Source organism: Streptomyces collinus Tu 365, from assembly GCF_000444875.1.
In the GTDB taxonomy this organism is placed as follows: Bacteria; Actinomycetota; Actinomycetes; order Streptomycetales; family Streptomycetaceae; genus Streptomyces; species Streptomyces collinus_A.
The window spans coordinates 2,749,525-2,765,334 of sequence record NC_021985.1 but is presented as its reverse complement, the minus strand read 5'-3'; the positions used below and the strand labels follow the sequence as shown (position 1 = coordinate 2,765,334).

Genomic DNA, 15,810 nt, shown 5'->3' with positions numbered 1-15,810 from the left:
CGAGAGGAGCAGTTCATGGCCCTGTTCAAGAAGCGCACCGTCGGTAAACCGGGCGAGTGGTACTACTGCCTGGAGCACAAGAAGGTCGAGGAGGGCCCGGACTGTCCGGGCAAGGACCGCTTCGGTCCCTACGCGAGCCCGCAGGAGGCGCAGCGCGCGATGGAGATCGCCCAGGAACGCAACCTGGAGTGGGAGACCGACCCCCGCTGGCACGACGCCAAGGGGGGCGGCCAGAGCGCCGGGGACGACTGATCACACCCGCGCGGGCGCGGTCGCGGCGCGCTGCTCGCGCAGCCGCACCGCGTGCGCGTTGGTCCGGGCGTCGTAGGTCATCAGTCCGGGCAGGCACAGGGCCAGCAGCCCCATCGCGCCCGCGCAGAGCGCCCCGCCCGACCACACGGACGTCCGCACGCCCGCCCAGGCGGCGACACCGCCGGAGCGGACCTGGCCGAGCTGCGGTCCCACCGAGTAGGACAGCAGCTCGATACCGGCGAGGCGGCCGCGCAGCTCGTCGGGGATCGTCTGGTTCCACATCGCGCCCCGGAAGATCCCGCTGACCATGTCGCAGGCGCCGGCCACGGTCAGGAGCAGCAGCACCAGCCAGACGTCGCCGACCAGACCCGCCGCGGTGACCGCCAGGCCCCACAGCGCGGCCGACAGCACCACCATGCGGCCGTGCCGGTGCACCCGCGAGGTCCAGCCGCTCGTCGCGCTGACCAGCAGCGCGCCCAGCGGGAAGGTCGCGTACATCAGTCCGAGCGACCACGCGGCGTGCAGCTCGTCGGCGAGGAACGGCAGCACGGCCAGCGGCATGGCCAGGAACATCGCCGCGAGGTCGACCGCGTAGGTGCCGAGGAGTTCCTTGCGGCTCCAGGCGTAGCGGGCACCCTCCGCGACGGCCCGCAGATCCGGCCTGGCCGCCTCGTGCGAGGCGGGGGAGGGCGCGATGCGGACGACGAATACCAGCGACAGCGCGAAGGTCAGCAGGTCGGCGGCGTAGGCCCAGCCCAGGCCCGCGTAGGCGACGACCACCCCCGCGACCGCGGGACCGGCCACCCCGCCCACGGTCCAGCGCAGCGAGTTCAGGGAGGCGGCGGCGGGCAGGTGCTCGTGGGCCACGATCCGCGGCAGCAGCGAGTCCAGCGCGGGCCGCTGGACCGACACCAGCGCGGAGGAGAGCGCCGCCACCACGTACAGCGGCCACACGGCGGGCCCGGGGAGCAGCGCGTTCACCAGCAGGGCGGCGCTGAGCAGGCCCTGTCCCGCCTCCGTCCACACGATCAGCCGCCGCTTGTCCAGGGCGTCGGCGAGCGCGCCGCCGTACAGCCCGAAGACGATCAGCGGGATCAGTTCCACCGCGCCGACGGCGCCCACCGCCGCCGCGGAGCCGGTCAGGTCCTTGAGCTGCACCGGCAGCGCGACGAAGGTCAGGAAGCTGCCGAAGTTGCTGATCAGGCCGGAGGCCCACAGCCTGCGGAAGTCGGCGGAGGCTTTCCAGGGGGCGAGGTCGGGCAGGAGTGCGGGCACCGCAGCATGCTCCGCTCGGCCCCGGCGCCGGGCAACTTCTTTTCCGGGCGGGCGGCCGGGCGGGCGGCAAGGTCACCAGGGCGTGGCCGGCGGTGCCGTCAGGATCTCCGCCAGCCTCGACAGCCGGTCACGGAAGCCCCGCCGGCCCCGCGGCGAGCCCCCGCCCCCGTTCTCGCCCGCCGCCGCGCTCACCAGGTGCTGCACGCTGTCCAGGTCCAGCTCCGCACTCTCCGGCACGGCCAGCGTGTCGTGGGCCATCGCCGCCAGTTCGCCCCCGCCCGCGCCGAGCGCCAGCACCTTCACCCCGGCCCGGCGCGCGCCGTGCACCCGCTCCAGCAGCTCCGCGGGCTCCTCGGGAGCCACCACCAGCAGGGTCTCGCCGCGTCCGGCCGCCTCGATCCGCCCTGGACCGACGGCCAGGTGCGCGGGGTCGGAGGGGCGCGCGTGGTGCCGTACCAGCGTCGGCGCCAGCTCGGGCGTGCCCGACCAGGCCGCCTCGTCCGCCAGGTGCGCGGCCAGGTGCCAGGGCTCGTACGCGGGCGTGCCCACCAGCAGCAGCCCGCCGCCGTGCGCCACCACCGACCCGCGCAGCGTCCCCGCGAACCGCCGGGTGGCCCCCAGCCACTCGGTCCCGGCGAGCACCTCGCGCAGCAGCGCGACCCGTACGGCGTCCATGCGACCGCATACTGCCGCAACCGGTCAGTCGTGACGTGGAGTTCACCCCGAATTCGCCCGACCCGGGGAGGGGTGACGGACCGTCGCCGTCCACCGAGGAGCCGTCCGATGACCGACGTGACCGTCCCCTTCCGCGCGGGCCACGAGGGATACGCGAGCTTCCGCATCCCCGCCGTCGTCGCGAGCCGCGCGGGCACCCTGCTCGCCTTCTGCGAGGGCCGGGCCGGCTCCGCGGCCGACCACGGGCACATCGACATCGTGCTGAAGCGGTCCACGGACGGCGGCCGCACGTGGGGACCGCTCCAGGTCGCCGCGAGCAACGGGAGGAACCTCGCGGGCAACCCCGCCCCCGTGGTCCTGGACACCGGCCGCGTCCTGCTCGTGCACGTCCGGGCGGCGGCCGCCGCCACCGAGGACGCCATCCTGCGCGGCCGGGTCACGGACGCCGACGGCCGCCGGGTGTGGCTGCGGCACAGCGACGACGACGGACGGACCTGGTCCCCGCCCCGGGAGATCACCCACCAGGTGAAGCGGCCCGGCTGGCGCTGGTACGCCACCACCCCCGGCCACGCCCTCCAGCTCACCTCCGGCCGCGTCCTGGTCCCCGCCAACCACACCCTGCCGCCCACCGGCACCGACACCGGCGCCGAGGCCCGCTACAACAGCGGCCACTGCCTGCTCAGCGACGACCGCGGCGCCAACTGGTACCTCGGCTACCTCGACGAGAACACCGACGGCTACGTCAACGTCAACGAGACCACCGCCGCCGAACTCCCCGACGGCCGCGTCTACCTCAACACCCGCAACGACTCCCCGTCCCCCGGCAACCGCGCCGACGCCCACTCCCGGGACGGCGGCAGGACCCTCGTCAAACCGTTCCGCCCGCAGGCCGGCCTCGTCACCCCGGTCTGCGAGGCCGCCGTGCTGCAACTCCGCGACCCCGACCTGCTGCTCTTCTCCGGCCCGGCCGACCCCGCCGCCCGCGCCCTGATGACCGTCCGCGCCTCCGCCGACGGCGGCACCACCTGGCGCACCGCCCACACCGTCGACGGACTGCCCGCCGCCTACTCCGACCTGGTCCGCGTCGACCGGGACACGGTCGGACTCCTCTACGAGACCGGGGACTTCAGCGCCTACGAGACCATCACCTTCCGTCGCCTCCCCGTGACGCGGCTCACCTGAACCGCGGCCACCGGCCCCCGCGGACGCGCGGTGCCGCCCGCCCGGCGGACGTAGAGTCGGCCCATGACCTCTACCGACAGCGCACAGACTCCCGCGAAGGCCCCCGCCAAGGACCCCTGGGACCTGCCCGACGTCTCCGGGCTGGTCGTCGGCGTGCTCGGCGGCACCGGCCCGCAGGGCAAGGGCCTCGCCCACCGGCTCGCCCGGGCCGGGCAGAAGGTGATCATCGGCTCGCGGGCCGCGGAGCGCGCCCGGGCCACCGCCGAGGAGCTGGGGGACGGCGTCGAGGGCGCCGACAACGCCGAGACCGCGCGCCGCAGCGACATCGTGATCGTCGCCGTGCCGTGGGAGGGCCACGGCAAGACCCTGGAGTCGCTGCGCGAGGAGCTGGCCGGGAAGCTCGTCGTCGACTGTGTGAACCCGCTCGGCTTCGACAAGCAGGGCGCCTACGCGCTCAGGCCCGAGGAGGGCAGCGCCGCCGAGCAGGCCGCCGCCCTGCTGCCCGACTCCCGGGTCACCGCCGCCTTCCACCACCTGTCGGCCGTCCTGCTGCAGGACCCGGAGATCGAGGAGATCGACACCGACGTGATGGTGCTGGGCGACGCCCGCGCCGACGTGGAGACCGTCCAGGCGCTGGCCGGCCGCATCCCCGGCATGCGCGGCATCTTCGCCGGCCGGCTGCGCAACGCCCACCAGGTCGAGTCGCTGGTCGCGAACCTGATCTCCGTGAACCGCCGCTACAAGGCACACGCCGGGCTCCGCGTCACCGACGTGTGAGTCCATGGGGGACACTGGTGACCTCAGCAGTGTCCCCCGACAGGAGCCCCCCGTCATGCCCCGCATCGCCCTCTACACCCTGATCGTCTGCCTCCTGGCCACCGCCGCGGCCGTCGTCTCGTTCGTGCAGGGCAGCTGGCTGGGCATCGTCTGGGTGCTGCTCGCGGGGCTGACGTCCAACATGACCTGGTACTACGTCAAGCGCGCCCGGGACAACGCCGCCGGCGGCAAGTCCGTCACGGGATGATCGAACAGCCGGGGTCGTTCTCCCGCCAGAACCGGAACAGGTCGTAGCCGCAGTACGTCTGGACCTCGTCGATCCCCAGGGCGCGCAGGACCGCGTGGATCGCGTTGAAGAACACGCCGTTCACCGCCGGCAGCCACAGCAGCGCGAACACGATCATCAGGCCGAACGGCGCGAACGGCTCCACCTGCCGCTTCACCTGGTACGACAGCCACGGCTCGATCACCCCGTAGCCGTCGAGGCCCGGCACCGGCAGGAAGTTCAGGATCGCCGCGGTCACCTGGAGCAGCGCGAGGAACGCCAGCGCGTACCGGAAGTCGCGGGGCACCCCGTCCAGGGCGTGCAGCCAGAAGGGCGCGGTGCACACCACCGCGAACACCACGTTGGTCAGCGGGCCCGCCGCCGAGATCATGCTGTGTCGCCACCGGCCCTGGATGCGGCCCCGCTCGATGAAGACCGCGCCGCCCGGCAGGCCGATCCCGCCCATGATCATGAACACCACCGGGAGCACGATGCTCAGCAGCGCGTGCGTGTACTTCAGCGGGTTCAGCGTCAGGTAGCCCTTCGCGCCGACCGAGACGTCCCCGTTGTGCAGCGCGGTGCGCGCGTGCGCGTACTCGTGCAGGCACAGGGAGACGATCCAGGCCGCCGTCACGAACAGGAACAGCGCGATCCCCGGCTGCTCGGCGAAGCCCGTCCAGGTGGCCCAGCCGGTCACGGCGGCGACGGCCAGGATCCCGAGGAAGACGGGGCTGATCCGCCGATCGCCTCGGCTGGTGGTGACGGTGGTCATGGTCCGGGCTCCTGAGGGGCGTGGCGGGCGGGAAGCCCGACCGTACCCGCACCGGACTCGCGGGGAAAACGTCTCGCGACCGCCCGCCGGTTCCTGGACGCTGGGGAGATGGCACTGATGAAGGTGTTCTACGAGGACTGGCAGATGGAATGCTGCGGCAGCCCGTTCGACGTGGGCGAGGAGGTGGCCTGGAAGCTGGTCGCCTACGACGGCGAGGACCGGCGGCACGGCGCCGAGGCGTGGGTGGAGAACCACGGCGGCCCCGACCGGGAGACCGTGGGCGGTGTCCGGGCCATCGACCTGGTGCACCAGGAGTTCCTGGCCCACCACGACCCCCGCGCCGCCGAAGCCGCGGAACTCGCCGACGTGCCGCCCGGCACGCTGGTCTTCCGGTCGACCGGGCGCAGGCTGAAGCCGGTGCCGGGCCCGCCCACCCTGGAGCCCGTCCGCAGCTGCCCCCGGTGGTTCAACGCGTTCGAGGAGGAGGAGCAGCCGCCGCGCCGCGTCCCCTTCCGTGTCCGCCGCGCCGTCGGCGTCCTCGTCGCCCTGGAGGTTTCCGACGCCACACCGCACCGGCCCGGTGACCGCCCCTGACGCCACCGGAGACAATGGGTCCCGTGCGCTATCGCCTCCTCGGTCCCACCCAGGCACTCCGCCCCGACGGCACACCCGTCCCGATCGGCGGCGCGCGGCTGCGTGCCCTGCTGAGCGTGCTCGCCCTGCGCACCGGCCGCACCGTGCCGGCGGGCGTGCTGGTGGACGAGGTCTGGGGCGCCGACACACCCGCCGACGCCACCGGCGCGCTCCAGGCACTGGTCGGCCGGCTGCGCCGGACGCTCGGCACGGACGCCGTCGCCTCCGCCGACGGCGGCTACCGGCTCGCCGCCGACCCCGACGACATCGACCTCAACCGGTTCGACCGGCTGACCGGCGAGGGCCTGGCCGCCCTCGCCGACGGCGACCCGGCCAAGGCCGCCGCCGTCCTGGACGACGCGCTCGCCCTGTGGCACGGGGCCGCTCTGGCCGACCTGCCCGACCGCGCCGCCGAGGCGGCCCGCTGGGAGACCCGCCGCCTGGACGCCCTGCGCGCCCGGCACACCGCCGCCCTCGCCCTCGGCCACGCCGAGCAGACCCTGCCCGAGCTGGCCGCGCTGTGCGACAGCCACCCCCTCGACGAGTCGCTCCAGGCGCTGCGGCTGCGGGCGCTGCGCGACGCCGGCCGGCCCGCCCAGGCGCTCGCCGGCTACGAGGACGTACGACGGCTGCTCGCGGACCGGCTCGGTTCCGACCCCGGCCCCGAACTGCGCGCTCTGCACGCCGAACTGCTCAGCGAGGAACCGCCGCGCGCGGCCCCCGCGCCCGCGCCCCGGCCCGGCAACCTGCCCGCCCGGCTCACCTCGTTCGTCGGCCGGGAGTCCGACATCGATGCCATCGGCGCCGACCTCGCGACGGCCCGCCTCGTCACCCTGCTCGGACCCGGCGGCGCCGGCAAGACCCGGCTCTCGCAGGAGGCCGCCGACGCCGTACGGCACGACGCCCGGGACGGGGTGTGGCTGGCCGAGCTGGCGCCCGTGGACGACCCGGACGCCGTGCCGCGGGCCGTGCTCACCGCGATCGGCGCCCGCGAGACCGTGCTGCACGGTGCGGGCGCCGAGAGCATGCGGGCCGTCGCCGACCGGCACGACGATCCGGCCGAGCGGCTGGTGGAGCACTGCGCCCGGCGCCGGATGCTGCTGATCCTCGACAACTGCGAGCACGTCGTCGAGGCCGCCGCCCAGCTCGCCGAACGCCTGCTGGCGCACTGCCCGGGGCTGACCCTGCTCGCCACCAGCCGGGAACCGCTCGGCGTGCCCGGTGAGGTGGTGCGGCCCGTGGAGCCGCTGCCCGAGCCGGTCGCGCTGCGGCTGCTCGCCGACCGGGGTGCGGCCGCCCGGCCCGGATTCCGGGTCGGGGACGACCCCGAGGCGTGCGCCGAGATCTGCCGGCGGCTCGACGGACTGCCCCTCGCCATCGAGCTGGCGGCCGCCCGGCTGCGCATGCTCACGCCCCGCCAGATAGCCGACCGCCTCGACGACCGCTTCCGGCTGCTCACCAGCGGCAGCCGCACCGTGCTGCCCCGCCAGCAGACCCTGCGCGCCGTCGTGGACTGGTCCTGGGACCTGCTCGACACCGACGAGCGCGACGTCCTCAGCCGGCTCTCGGTGTTCGCGGGCGGCTGCGACCTGGCCGCCGCCGAGGCCGTCTGCGGCCCGCTCGCGCTGGACGCGCTCGGCTCCCTGGTCGACAAGTCCCTGGTGGTGGCCGCCCCCTCGGCCGACGGTCAGATGCGCTACCGCCTGCTGGAGACCGTCGCCGAGTACGCGGCCGAACGGCTGGACGAGACCGGGCGCCGCCCGGAGGCCGAACGCGCCCATCTGACGTACTACCGCGAACTCACCCGCACCACCGACCCGTTGCTGCGCGGTCCCGGCCAGCGCGCCGCCGTCGACCGGCTCCAGCTGGAGTACGAGAACGTGCGCCACGCCCTGCGGCACGCCATCGCGGGCCGGGACGAGCAGGAGGCGCTCTGCATCATCCACGGCCTGATCTGGTACTGGCAGATGCGCGACCTGCGCGTCGAGGCCCGCAACCTGTGCCGTGAGGTCATGGAGCTGGGCCCCGACCCGTTCGAGGAGCCGGTGCGCCGGGCCGCCCCGGTGTGGCAGCGCTGCACCGACACCCCGCCCCCCTACACCGGCGAGCTGCTCGACGAGGCCCGGCGCGGACTGCACCTGGCCCATCTGGCCTGCATGGACACCGAACTGGAGACCTGGCAGACCCCGGCGGCCCAGGCCAAGATGCGCGCCATCACCCGGGTCTACGAGCCCGGCATGCCGCAGACCTGCCGCGCCCCGGGGATGCTCTGGTTCTTCGCCGAGCTGCTGACCGGCGGCGTCGACCGGCTGCGCGCCATCCTCGACTCCTGCGTCCGCACCTGCCGGGACACCCCCGGGTTCGAGTGGGAGCTGGCCGGCACCCTGCAGATGCGCGCCAACATCCTCGCCAACCGCACCGAGTGGGCGGGCGACGCCACCCGTGACGCCGACGAGGCGCTGGAGATCTTCGAACGCCTCGGGGACGCCTGGGGCGCCGCCGAGGCGCTCTCCGCCCGCGGCGAGTCGTACGAGCGCAAGGGCGACTACGAGGCGGCGGCCGCCGACTTCCGGGCGGCCGTCGCGCACGCCGAGCGCCTCGGCGCCCACGCCCAGGCGGCGGTGCTGGGCATCCGCCTGGGCGCCGTGCTGCTGGAGACCGGCGAGCCGGAGCAGGGCGAGCGCCTGCTGCGCGAGATCATCGCGCGCACGGACGGCACCATCAGCGAGGCGCTGCCGATGGCCCGCCTCTTCCTGTCCGCCCACCTCTGCCTGGCCGGCCAGGTCGAGGAGGCGCGCGAGCAGCTGCGGCTGCTGCGCGAGGGGTTCAACATCGCGCACTTCGTCGTCTTCGACGCCCTCATCCTCGGCCAGGAGGCCTGGGTGGACATCGTCGACGGCCGTGCCGAGGAGTCCCTGGACAAGATCCGGCAGGCGCTGGCACGCGCCCGCGACCCCCTGTCCCTGGCCATCGCCCCGCAGTTGCAGCCCCTGTACCTGAGCATCGCCGCGGCCGCCCTCGCGGAGGCCGACGGCGGCGGCCGCGCGGTCGAGGCCGCCCGCCTGCTGGGCACCGCCCACGCGCTGCTGCCCCCGGGCCATGTCGCCACGAGGGCCGAGCGGGCGACCCGCGCCCACGCCGAGGCGGCCGTCCGCGCCGTGCTCGACCGGGCGGCGTTCGACGCCGCGTACGCGGAGGGCGGTGGCCTCTCCCTCGCGGAGGCCACCGCCCTGGTCTGACCGCCCGGGCGGGTCAGGCCTTGGTGCGGAACTTGTGGATGGCGACCGGCGCCATGACCGCCGTGAGTCCCACCGACCAGATCAGGGTCACCCACAGGTCGTGCGCCACCGGGCCGCCCTCCATCAGGCCACGCGCGGTGTCGGCCAGCGCGGACAGCGGGTTGTAGTCGGTGAACGACCGGAGCCAGCCCGGCATCGACGCGGTCGGCGCGAAGATCGAGGAGCCGAACTGCAGCGGCATCAGCACGAGGAAGCCCATCGCCTGCACCGACTGGGCGTTCTTCATCACCACGCCGAGGGTCAGGAACACCCACATCAGGGCCGAGCCGAACACCACCGACAGGCCGACGGAGGCCAGCAGCCCGCTCCAGCTGTGGATGTCGTAGCCCACGAGGACGGCGACCACCATCAGCACGCAGGTCGCGAACAGCATGCGCAGCAGCTCCACCGCGATCTTGGCGAAGAGGACGGAGCCGCGCCCGATGGGCAGCGAGCGGAAGCGGTCCATCACACCGGAGTTGAAGTCCTGGTTGAAACCGGTGCCCACTCCCTGCGCCATGTTCATGCCCATCATGGCCATGAGTCCCGGGATCACGTACTGCACGTACCGGTCCTGGCCGCCGCCCAGCGACTGCCCGATGGAGCCGCCGAAGACGTACACGAACAGCAGGGTGAAGATGACCGGGAAGAGGATCGCGTCGAACATCGACTCGGGGTCCTGCCGGATCCACAGCAGGTTGCGGCGGATCAGCGCGCCGGTGTGCCGCAGATGGGCCCGCAGGGTGATGGGCGTGTCCGCCTTCACGGCGGCCGGGGTCAGGGTGGCGGTACTCATACGGCGACCTCCTGGCGGTCGTCGGCGGGCGTGGGCTCCTGCGGGGCACTGGCGCGGTGGCCGGTGAGGGACAGGAACACCTCGTCCAGGCTGGGCAGTTCGGTGGTGATGGAGGAGATGGTGATACCGCGCGCGGTGACCGCGCCGACCACGGCGGTCAGCTGCTCGTCGCTGAGGATCGGTACCAGCAGGGTTCCGGTCTCGGTGTCCACGGTGGTGGCGGCGAGCCCGGTGATGCCGAGGTCGTCCAGCATCGCGGCGAGCGGGCGCAGCTGGAGCGCGTCCACCGGCCGGACCCGCAGGGTGCGGCCGCCGACCCTGGCCTTCAGCTGCTCGATGCCGCCGCCTGCGATCACCTTGCCGCGGTCCACGACGGTCAGCTCGGTGGCGAGCTGCTCGGCCTCCTCCATGTACTGGGTGGTGAGCAGCACGGTGACCCCGTCCCCGACCATCGCCTTGACCTCGTCCCAGACCTCGTTGCGGGTCCGCGGGTCGAGGCCGGTCGTCGGCTCGTCCAGGTAGAGCACGGCCGGCCGGCCGATCATCGAGGCGGCGAGGTCGAGCCGCCTGCGCATACCGCCGGAGTAGGTGCCCGCCGGGCGCTTGGCGGCCTCCGTCAGGGAGAACCGCTCCAGCAGCTCGTCGGCGCGGGTGCGGGCGTCCTTGCGGGACAGGTCCAGCAGCCGGCCGATCATGTACAGGTTCTCCCAGCCGGGGAGCTTCTCGTCCACGGAGGCGTACTGACCGGTCAGCCCTATCACCCGGCGCAGCTGGCGGGGCTGGCGCACGACGTCGTAGCCGGCCACGGTGGCCTGCCCGGCGTCCGGGGTGATGAGGGTGGACAGGATCCGCACGAGCGTGGTCTTGCCGGCTCCGTTGGGCCCGAGCACACCCATCACGGTGCCCTCGCGCACGTCCAGGTCGACCCCGTCCAGCGCCTTGGTCTCGCCGTAGTGCTTGACCAGTCCCCGTACGGTCACGGCGGGGCGCCCGCCGGCGGGGTTGTCGTCGATTCGCGTCATGCCGAAGACGGTGCCAGCGTCCGCCGACAAACCACCGACAGCCCGCCTACAGCCGCCGACAGCCGGCCGACAGCGGTCACGCCGCACCGGGCTGCTGCGCCCGCGGACCCGGCCTGTGCCCCCCCGGGGCCGCGCCCACGGGAAAGGGGCAGCCCCGCCGACGGGGGACGATCAGCGGGGCTGCCGGGGTGTTGCCGCGGTGGTCTAGTGGACGGAGTGCTCCTCCAGCGGGAAGGTCCCGCCGACGACGTCCTGCGCGAACTCCTTGACCGCGCCGGTCATGACCTCGCGCAGGTTCGCGTACTTCTTGACGAACTTAGGGACCCGGCCGGAGGTCAGCCCGAGCATGTCGGTCCACACGAGGACCTGCGCGTCCGTCTCCGGACCGGCGCCGATGCCCACCGTCGGGATCTGCAGCACCCGCGTGACCTCGGCGGCCAGCTCCGCCGGCACGAGTTCGAGCACGACCGCGAAGGCGCCCGCGTCCTGCACGGCCTTGGCGTCGCGCAGCAGCTGCTGGGCGGCCTCCTCGCCGCGCCCCTGCACGCGGTAGCCCATCGCGTTGACCGACTGCGGGGTCAGCCCGATGTGCGCCATGACGGGGATGCCGGACTCCACCAGCAGCCGGATCTGCTCGTGCGACCGCTCGCCGCCCTCCAGCTTGACCGCGCCGACCCCGGCCTCCTTGACCAGCCGGGTCGCCGAGCGCAGCGCCTGCACCGGACCCTCCTGGTAGGAGCCGAAGGGCAGGTCGCCGACGATCAGGGCGCGGCTGGTGCCGCGGACGACGGCCGCCGACAGCATGGTCATCTGGTCGAGGGTCACCGGCACGGTGGACTCGTACCCCAGGTGACAGTTGCCCGCCGAGTCGCCGACCAGCATGACCGGGATGCCGGCCTCGTCGAAGACGGACGCGGTCATCGCGTCGTAGGCGGTGAGCATGGGCCACTTCTCGCCCCGCTCCTTGGCGAGGGCGATGTCGCGGACGGTGATGCGGCGTGTGCCCTTCCCCCCGTACAGCGCCTTGCTGCCGTCGGAGGGCTTGTTCTGGGCAGCCGAAAGCTGCGTCATGGCAACGGCTCCTTCAGTCATCTCGAGGCGCCCTCACGGCGTCCCCGGATCGCCTCCATGGTGGCACCTCGTGCCGTCCGGGGCCAGGGGGACCCCCTGTGATCCCTTCCGCCTCCGGCCAAACCCCCGTTGCGTAAGGCACGAGTAAAGAAATTAAGATACGAGACGGTTCCGTATCGGAATGGTCGTAGGCTCGGACGCATGACAACTTCCGTCCCTGCCTCCCGGATACCGGAAGCGGTGCACCGGCGCCGCTGGGCGATCCTCGGCGTGCTGATGCTGAGCCTGCTCATCGTGGTGCTCGACAACTCGATCCTGAACGTCGCCATCAAGACGATCTCCACCCCGGCGCCCACCGGCCTCGGCGCCACCCAGAGCCAGATCGAGTGGGCGATCAACTCCTACACGCTCGTCTTCGCCGGCCTGCTGTTCACCGCCGGACTCATCGGCGACCGCCTCGGCCGCAAGAAGGTCCTGCTCGGCGGTCTCGTCGTGTTCGGCCTCGGCTCCGCCCTGGCCGCCGAGTCCGGCACCCCGGCCCAGCTCATCGCCTTCCGGGCCCTGATGGCCCTCGGTGCCGCCTTCGTGATGCCCGCCACCCTCGCGGTGCTGATGAACGTCTTCGAGCGCGAGGAGCAGCCCAAGGCCATCGGCATCTGGGCGGGCGGCGTGGGCCTCGCCATCGCCATCGGCCCGATCACCGGCGGCGCCCTGCTCGACCACTTCTGGTGGGGCTCGGTCTTCCTCATCAACGTGCCGATCGTGATCGTCGCGCTCGCCCTGATGGTGTGGCTGGTGCCCGACTCCCGCGACCCGAACCCGGGCCGGCTCGACCCCGTCGGCGTGGTGCTGTCCGTCGTCGGCCTGGTCCTGCTGGTCTACGGCATCATCAAGGGCGGTGAACTGGCCGACTTCACCGACGCCAAGGTGCTGGCGACCATCATCGCCGGCCTCGCCGTCCTCGCCGCCTTCGTCATCCACGAGAAGCGCAGCGACCACCCGTCGCTCGACGTCACCTACTTCAAGAACAAGGTGTTCTCGGCGGCCATGGCGGCCATCGCGCTGGTCTTCTTCGCGCTCATGGGCGTCACCTTCTTCTCCGTCTTCTACACCCAGAGCGTGCGCGGCTACTCGCCGCTGGAGTCCGGCGTGCTGATGCTGCCGCTGGCCGCCGCCCAGATGATCTTCGCGCCGCGGGCCCGGCTGGTGGTCGAGCGGTTCGGCAACAAGGCCACCACCACGGCGGGCCTGGTGCTGATCGCCGCGATGCTGGCCTCCTTCGCCACCTTCGAGACCGACACGCCGATCTGGCTGCTGGAGATCATCTTCTTCCTCATGGGCACCGGCATGGCGCACATCATGACGCCGACCTCCGTCGTCATCATGCAGGCCCTGCCCCGCGAGAAGGCCGGTTCCGCCTCCGCGCTCAGCAACACCTTCCGCCAGGTCGGCGGCGCCCTCGGCATCGCCGTGCTCGGCTCGGTGCTCTCCACCGCCTACCGCAACGGCATCGAGGGCAGGCTCGGCCTGCTGCCGCCCGGCCTGCGCGACACCGCCGGCGAGTCCATCGAGGCCACCCTCGGCATCGCCGAGAAGCTCGGCGCGCGCGGCCAGGGCCTGATCACGCCCGCCAACGACGCCTTCCTGCACGCCATGCACGTCACCGCCCTGTGCGGCACGGGCGTCGCGCTCGTCGGCGCCGTGGTCACCGCCCTGTGGCTGCCGGGCAGGCCGCCGGCCGGCCAGGCGGACAAGAAGGAAGCCGAACTGGTCACCGTCAAGGACTGACCGCTCCGGCACCACTCCACGGGGGAAGGAGGCGGCTGCGGGACAATTCCCGCAGCGCAGCGAAAGGACGGACGAGTGAGCCTTGCCGAAAGCCGGCCGCGGCCGGACGGGCCCGCGCGGGGACGACCGCGCAGTGAGGCCGTGGAACGAGCCATCATCGAGGGCGTGATGCAGCTCCTGGAGGAGGGCGTGCCCCTCGCCGAGCTCTCCATCGAGCGCGTCGCCCGCACGGCAGGCGTCGGCAAGGCCACCATCTACCGCCGCTGGAGCGGCAAGGAGGAACTGTTCGTCGACGTCGTGCGCGCCGCCGAACCCCCGGACCCCGAACTCCCGGGCACCTCCATGCGCGACGACCTCGTCGTCCTGCTGGAGAGCCTGCGCCGGCGCGGTCTCGCCACCCGATCCTCGGTGATCCTGCACAACGTGTACGCCCAGATGAAGTCCAGCCCCCGGATCTGGGCCGCCTACCACGCCAGCGTCATAGCGCCCCGGCGCGCGATCGGCATGGACGTGCTGCGCCGGGGGCTGCGCGACGGCGAACTGCGGCCGGACGTCGACCTGGAGCTGGTCAACGACATGTTCGTCGGCCCCATGCTGGTGCGCTCCGTCATGCGCCCGGACGCCGAGCTGCCCGAGGGCCTCGCGGAGGAGATCGTCGACACGGTCCTGGCCGGCCTACGGCCCGTCAGCTCGACAGCCCCGTAGCGCGTATGTGCGCGTTTCGTCACAGATCCGGGCGGTGTCGGGGGTAACCGGAACCCCCGGCGCCGCCCCGTTCGTCCTCGTCTTCCGTACGGCCGTCGCGGGACGGCGGGATCGGAGCCGATCATCCCCTAGGGTCGGAAGAGCGCGGGGGGAACGACGGTGGGCACGGCAGGCAGTGAGGCAGACGGTATGGCGCGGCAGGCGTACGTGACGGAGACGGACCACGGCGGCTCGGGGCCCGAGCGACCGGGATCGCGGCTCCGACGCCTGGTGCGGCGCCTGTTGCACGGCTGGCGCGGCGATCCGCGCGTCTGGCGCAGAGGAGCCGTCCTCGCCGTCCTCGCGCTGCTGCTCGCCCTGGTGATGCTGCTGCACTCGCACATCCCCAACCGGGTGGGCAACCTGGGCAGTCTGAGCGAGACGTTCCTGCCCTGGCTGGGGCTGGCCATCCCGGTGCTGCTGGTCCTCGGCGTGCTGCGCAAATCGGCGACCGCGCTGATCGCGGTCCTGCTCCCCGGCATCGTGTGGCTGAACCTCTTCGGCGGTCTGCTCACCGACAAGCAGGGCACCGGCGGCGACCTGATGGTGGCCACCCACAACGTGAACGCGGACAACCCCGACCCGGCCACGACCGCCCGGGACGTGGCCTCCTCCGGGGCCCAGCTGCTGGCGCTGGAGGAACTGCCCGCGTCCGCCGTCCCGGTGTACGAGCGGACGCTCGCGTCGACGTACCGGTACCACGCGGTCGTCGGCACGGTCGGGTTGTGGAGCAAGTACCCGATGAGCGGCGTCGAGGCGGTCGACATCAAGCTCGGCTGGAAGCGCGCCATGCGCGCGACCGTCGCCACCCCCGAGGGCCCGCTCGCGGTGTACGTCGCCCACATGCCCTCGGTCCGCGTGAAGATGGAGGCCGGGTTCACCGCCCGGCAGCGCGACAAGAGCGCCGACGCGCTCGGCGAGGCGATCGCCGACGAGACGCTGAAGCGGGTGGTGCTGCTCGGCGACCTGAACGGCACGATGAACGACCGCTCGCTCAACGGTGTGACCTCCCAGCTGCGCTCCACGCAGGGCGCCGTGGGCAGCGGCTTCGGGTTCAGCTGGCCGGCGTCCTTCCCGATGGCGCGGATCGACCAGATCATGGTCCGGGGCGTCGAGCCGGAGAGCTCCTGGACGCTGCCGCGCACGGGCAGCGACCACCTGCCGGTGGCCGCGCGTGTGCAGCTCGACACGTCCTCGTAACCCGCCGGAATACCGAGCCGGGGAGACTTTGTTCCGCCAGTGAACATACACTGGACGGAACTCCGCTCTCCTCGAAAGGC

15 protein-coding genes are annotated in these 15,810 nt (G+C 73.1%); 9 read left to right on the top strand and 6 right to left on the bottom strand.

Annotated features, from left to right (window positions below):
* Positions 1-15: 15 nt before the first annotated feature.
* A complete protein-coding gene (locus tag B446_RS11860; protein ID WP_020939678.1) occupies positions 16-252 on the top strand; it encodes a hypothetical protein in 237 nt (78 codons plus the stop codon).
* On the opposite strand, the gene B446_RS11855 is transcribed toward B446_RS11860, so the two are convergent.
* Positions 253-1,527: an MFS transporter gene (locus B446_RS11855; RefSeq protein ID WP_020939677.1), complete on the bottom strand. Its 1,275-nt coding sequence runs from the start codon at positions 1,525-1,527 to the stop codon at positions 253-255.
* Between the two features lie 72 nt (positions 1,528-1,599).
* Positions 1,600-2,202, bottom strand: a complete 603-nt coding sequence (locus tag B446_RS11850; protein ID WP_020939676.1) for a hypothetical protein — start codon at positions 2,200-2,202, stop codon at positions 1,600-1,602.
* A 108-nt stretch (positions 2,203-2,310) separates the two neighbouring features.
* On the opposite strand from B446_RS11850, the gene B446_RS11845 reads away from it, so the two are divergent.
* The 3 genes from B446_RS11845 (at position 2,311) to B446_RS11835 (ending at position 4,408) form a co-directional block, all read left to right on the top strand.
* Entirely contained in the window at positions 2,311-3,384 is a 1,074-nt protein-coding gene (locus B446_RS11845) for a sialidase family protein (protein ID WP_020939675.1), read from the top strand.
* A gap of 63 nt (positions 3,385-3,447) precedes the next feature.
* Positions 3,448-4,161: an NADPH-dependent F420 reductase gene (gene npdG / locus B446_RS11840; RefSeq protein WP_020939674.1), complete on the top strand. Its 714-nt coding sequence runs from the start codon at positions 3,448-3,450 to the stop codon at positions 4,159-4,161.
* Between the two features lie 4 nt (positions 4,162-4,165).
* The gene (locus tag B446_RS11835; RefSeq protein WP_193384451.1) at positions 4,166-4,408 is read left to right on the top strand and encodes a hypothetical protein; all 243 of its coding nucleotides are present in this window, start codon (positions 4,166-4,168) and stop codon (positions 4,406-4,408) included.
* Here the strand turns inward: B446_RS11835 and B446_RS11830 are convergent.
* The gene (locus B446_RS11830; protein ID WP_020939672.1) at positions 4,398-5,198 is read right to left on the bottom strand and encodes a site-2 protease family protein; all 801 of its coding nucleotides are present in this window, start codon (positions 5,196-5,198) and stop codon (positions 4,398-4,400) included. The two genes, B446_RS11835 and B446_RS11830, sit on opposite strands and share 11 nt — an antisense overlap.
* A gap of 108 nt (positions 5,199-5,306) precedes the next feature.
* Here B446_RS11830 and B446_RS11825 point away from each other — a divergent pair, with 108 nt between their 5' ends.
* Both B446_RS11825 and B446_RS11820 read left to right on the top strand, forming a co-directional pair.
* Positions 5,307-5,792: a DUF6578 domain-containing protein gene (locus tag B446_RS11825; RefSeq protein WP_020939671.1), complete on the top strand. Its 486-nt coding sequence runs from the start codon at positions 5,307-5,309 to the stop codon at positions 5,790-5,792.
* Between the two features lie 14 nt (positions 5,793-5,806).
* On the top strand, positions 5,807-9,070 hold the full coding sequence (locus tag B446_RS11820; protein WP_020939670.1) for a BTAD domain-containing putative transcriptional regulator: 3,264 nt from the start codon (positions 5,807-5,809) through the stop codon (positions 9,068-9,070).
* A gap of 13 nt (positions 9,071-9,083) precedes the next feature.
* Here B446_RS11820 and B446_RS11815 read toward each other — a convergent pair whose 3' ends face one another.
* The 3 genes from B446_RS11815 to panB form a co-directional block, all read right to left on the bottom strand.
* A complete protein-coding gene (locus tag B446_RS11815; protein WP_020939669.1) occupies positions 9,084-9,905 on the bottom strand; it encodes an ABC transporter permease in 822 nt (273 codons plus the stop codon).
* Positions 9,902-10,927 carry an ATP-binding cassette domain-containing protein gene (locus B446_RS11810; protein WP_020939668.1) on the bottom strand — a complete coding sequence of 342 codons (1,026 nt, stop codon included), beginning with the start codon at positions 10,925-10,927 and terminating at the stop codon, positions 9,902-9,904. Before B446_RS11810 ends, B446_RS11815 begins: the two co-directional genes overlap by 4 nt.
* A gap of 204 nt (positions 10,928-11,131) precedes the next feature.
* Positions 11,132-11,998 carry a 3-methyl-2-oxobutanoate hydroxymethyltransferase gene (panB, locus tag B446_RS11805; RefSeq protein WP_020939667.1) on the bottom strand — a complete coding sequence of 289 codons (867 nt, stop codon included), beginning with the start codon at positions 11,996-11,998 and terminating at the stop codon, positions 11,132-11,134.
* Between the two features lie 201 nt (positions 11,999-12,199).
* On the opposite strand from panB, the gene B446_RS11800 reads away from it, so the two are divergent.
* The 3 genes from B446_RS11800 (at position 12,200) to B446_RS11790 (ending at position 15,730) form a co-directional block, all read left to right on the top strand.
* On the top strand, positions 12,200-13,786 hold the full coding sequence (locus B446_RS11800; RefSeq protein ID WP_193384450.1) for an MFS transporter: 1,587 nt from the start codon (positions 12,200-12,202) through the stop codon (positions 13,784-13,786).
* 75 nt (positions 13,787-13,861) lie between these two features.
* Entirely contained in the window at positions 13,862-14,491 is a 630-nt protein-coding gene (locus tag B446_RS11795) for a TetR/AcrR family transcriptional regulator (protein WP_078614688.1), read from the top strand.
* Positions 14,492-14,680: 189 nt separating this feature from the next.
* Positions 14,681-15,730, top strand: coding sequence for an endonuclease/exonuclease/phosphatase family protein (locus tag B446_RS11790; protein ID WP_020939664.1), 1,050 nt, complete (start codon positions 14,681-14,683; stop codon positions 15,728-15,730).
* Positions 15,731-15,810: the final 80 nt, after the last annotated feature.

Excerpts from the sequence above, each read along its gene's own strand:
- B446_RS11860 (WP_020939678.1), top strand. The coding sequence starts at position 16 with ATGGCCCTGTTCAAGAAGCGCACCGTCGGTAAACCGGGCGAGTGGTAC.
- B446_RS11850 (WP_020939676.1), bottom strand. The coding sequence starts at position 2,202 with ATGGACGCCGTACGGGTCGCGCTGCTGCGCGAGGTGCTCGCCGGGACC.
- B446_RS11845 (WP_020939675.1), top strand. The coding sequence starts at position 2,311 with ATGACCGACGTGACCGTCCCCTTCCGCGCGGGCCACGAGGGATACGCG.
- npdG (WP_020939674.1), top strand. The coding sequence starts at position 3,448 with ATGACCTCTACCGACAGCGCACAGACTCCCGCGAAGGCCCCCGCCAAG.
- B446_RS11835 (WP_193384451.1), top strand. The coding sequence starts at position 4,166 with ATGGGGGACACTGGTGACCTCAGCAGTGTCCCCCGACAGGAGCCCCCC.
- B446_RS11830 (WP_020939672.1), bottom strand. The coding sequence starts at position 5,198 with ATGACCACCGTCACCACCAGCCGAGGCGATCGGCGGATCAGCCCCGTC.
- B446_RS11825 (WP_020939671.1), top strand. The coding sequence starts at position 5,307 with ATGGCACTGATGAAGGTGTTCTACGAGGACTGGCAGATGGAATGCTGC.
- B446_RS11820 (WP_020939670.1), top strand. The coding sequence starts at position 5,807 with ATGGGTCCCGTGCGCTATCGCCTCCTCGGTCCCACCCAGGCACTCCGC.
- B446_RS11815 (WP_020939669.1), bottom strand. The coding sequence starts at position 9,905 with ATGAGTACCGCCACCCTGACCCCGGCCGCCGTGAAGGCGGACACGCCC.
- B446_RS11810 (WP_020939668.1), bottom strand. The coding sequence starts at position 10,927 with ATGACGCGAATCGACGACAACCCCGCCGGCGGGCGCCCCGCCGTGACC.
- panB (WP_020939667.1), bottom strand. The coding sequence starts at position 11,998 with ATGACGCAGCTTTCGGCTGCCCAGAACAAGCCCTCCGACGGCAGCAAG.
- B446_RS11800 (WP_193384450.1), top strand. The coding sequence starts at position 12,200 with ATGACAACTTCCGTCCCTGCCTCCCGGATACCGGAAGCGGTGCACCGG.
- B446_RS11790 (WP_020939664.1), top strand. The coding sequence starts at position 14,681 with ATGGCGCGGCAGGCGTACGTGACGGAGACGGACCACGGCGGCTCGGGG.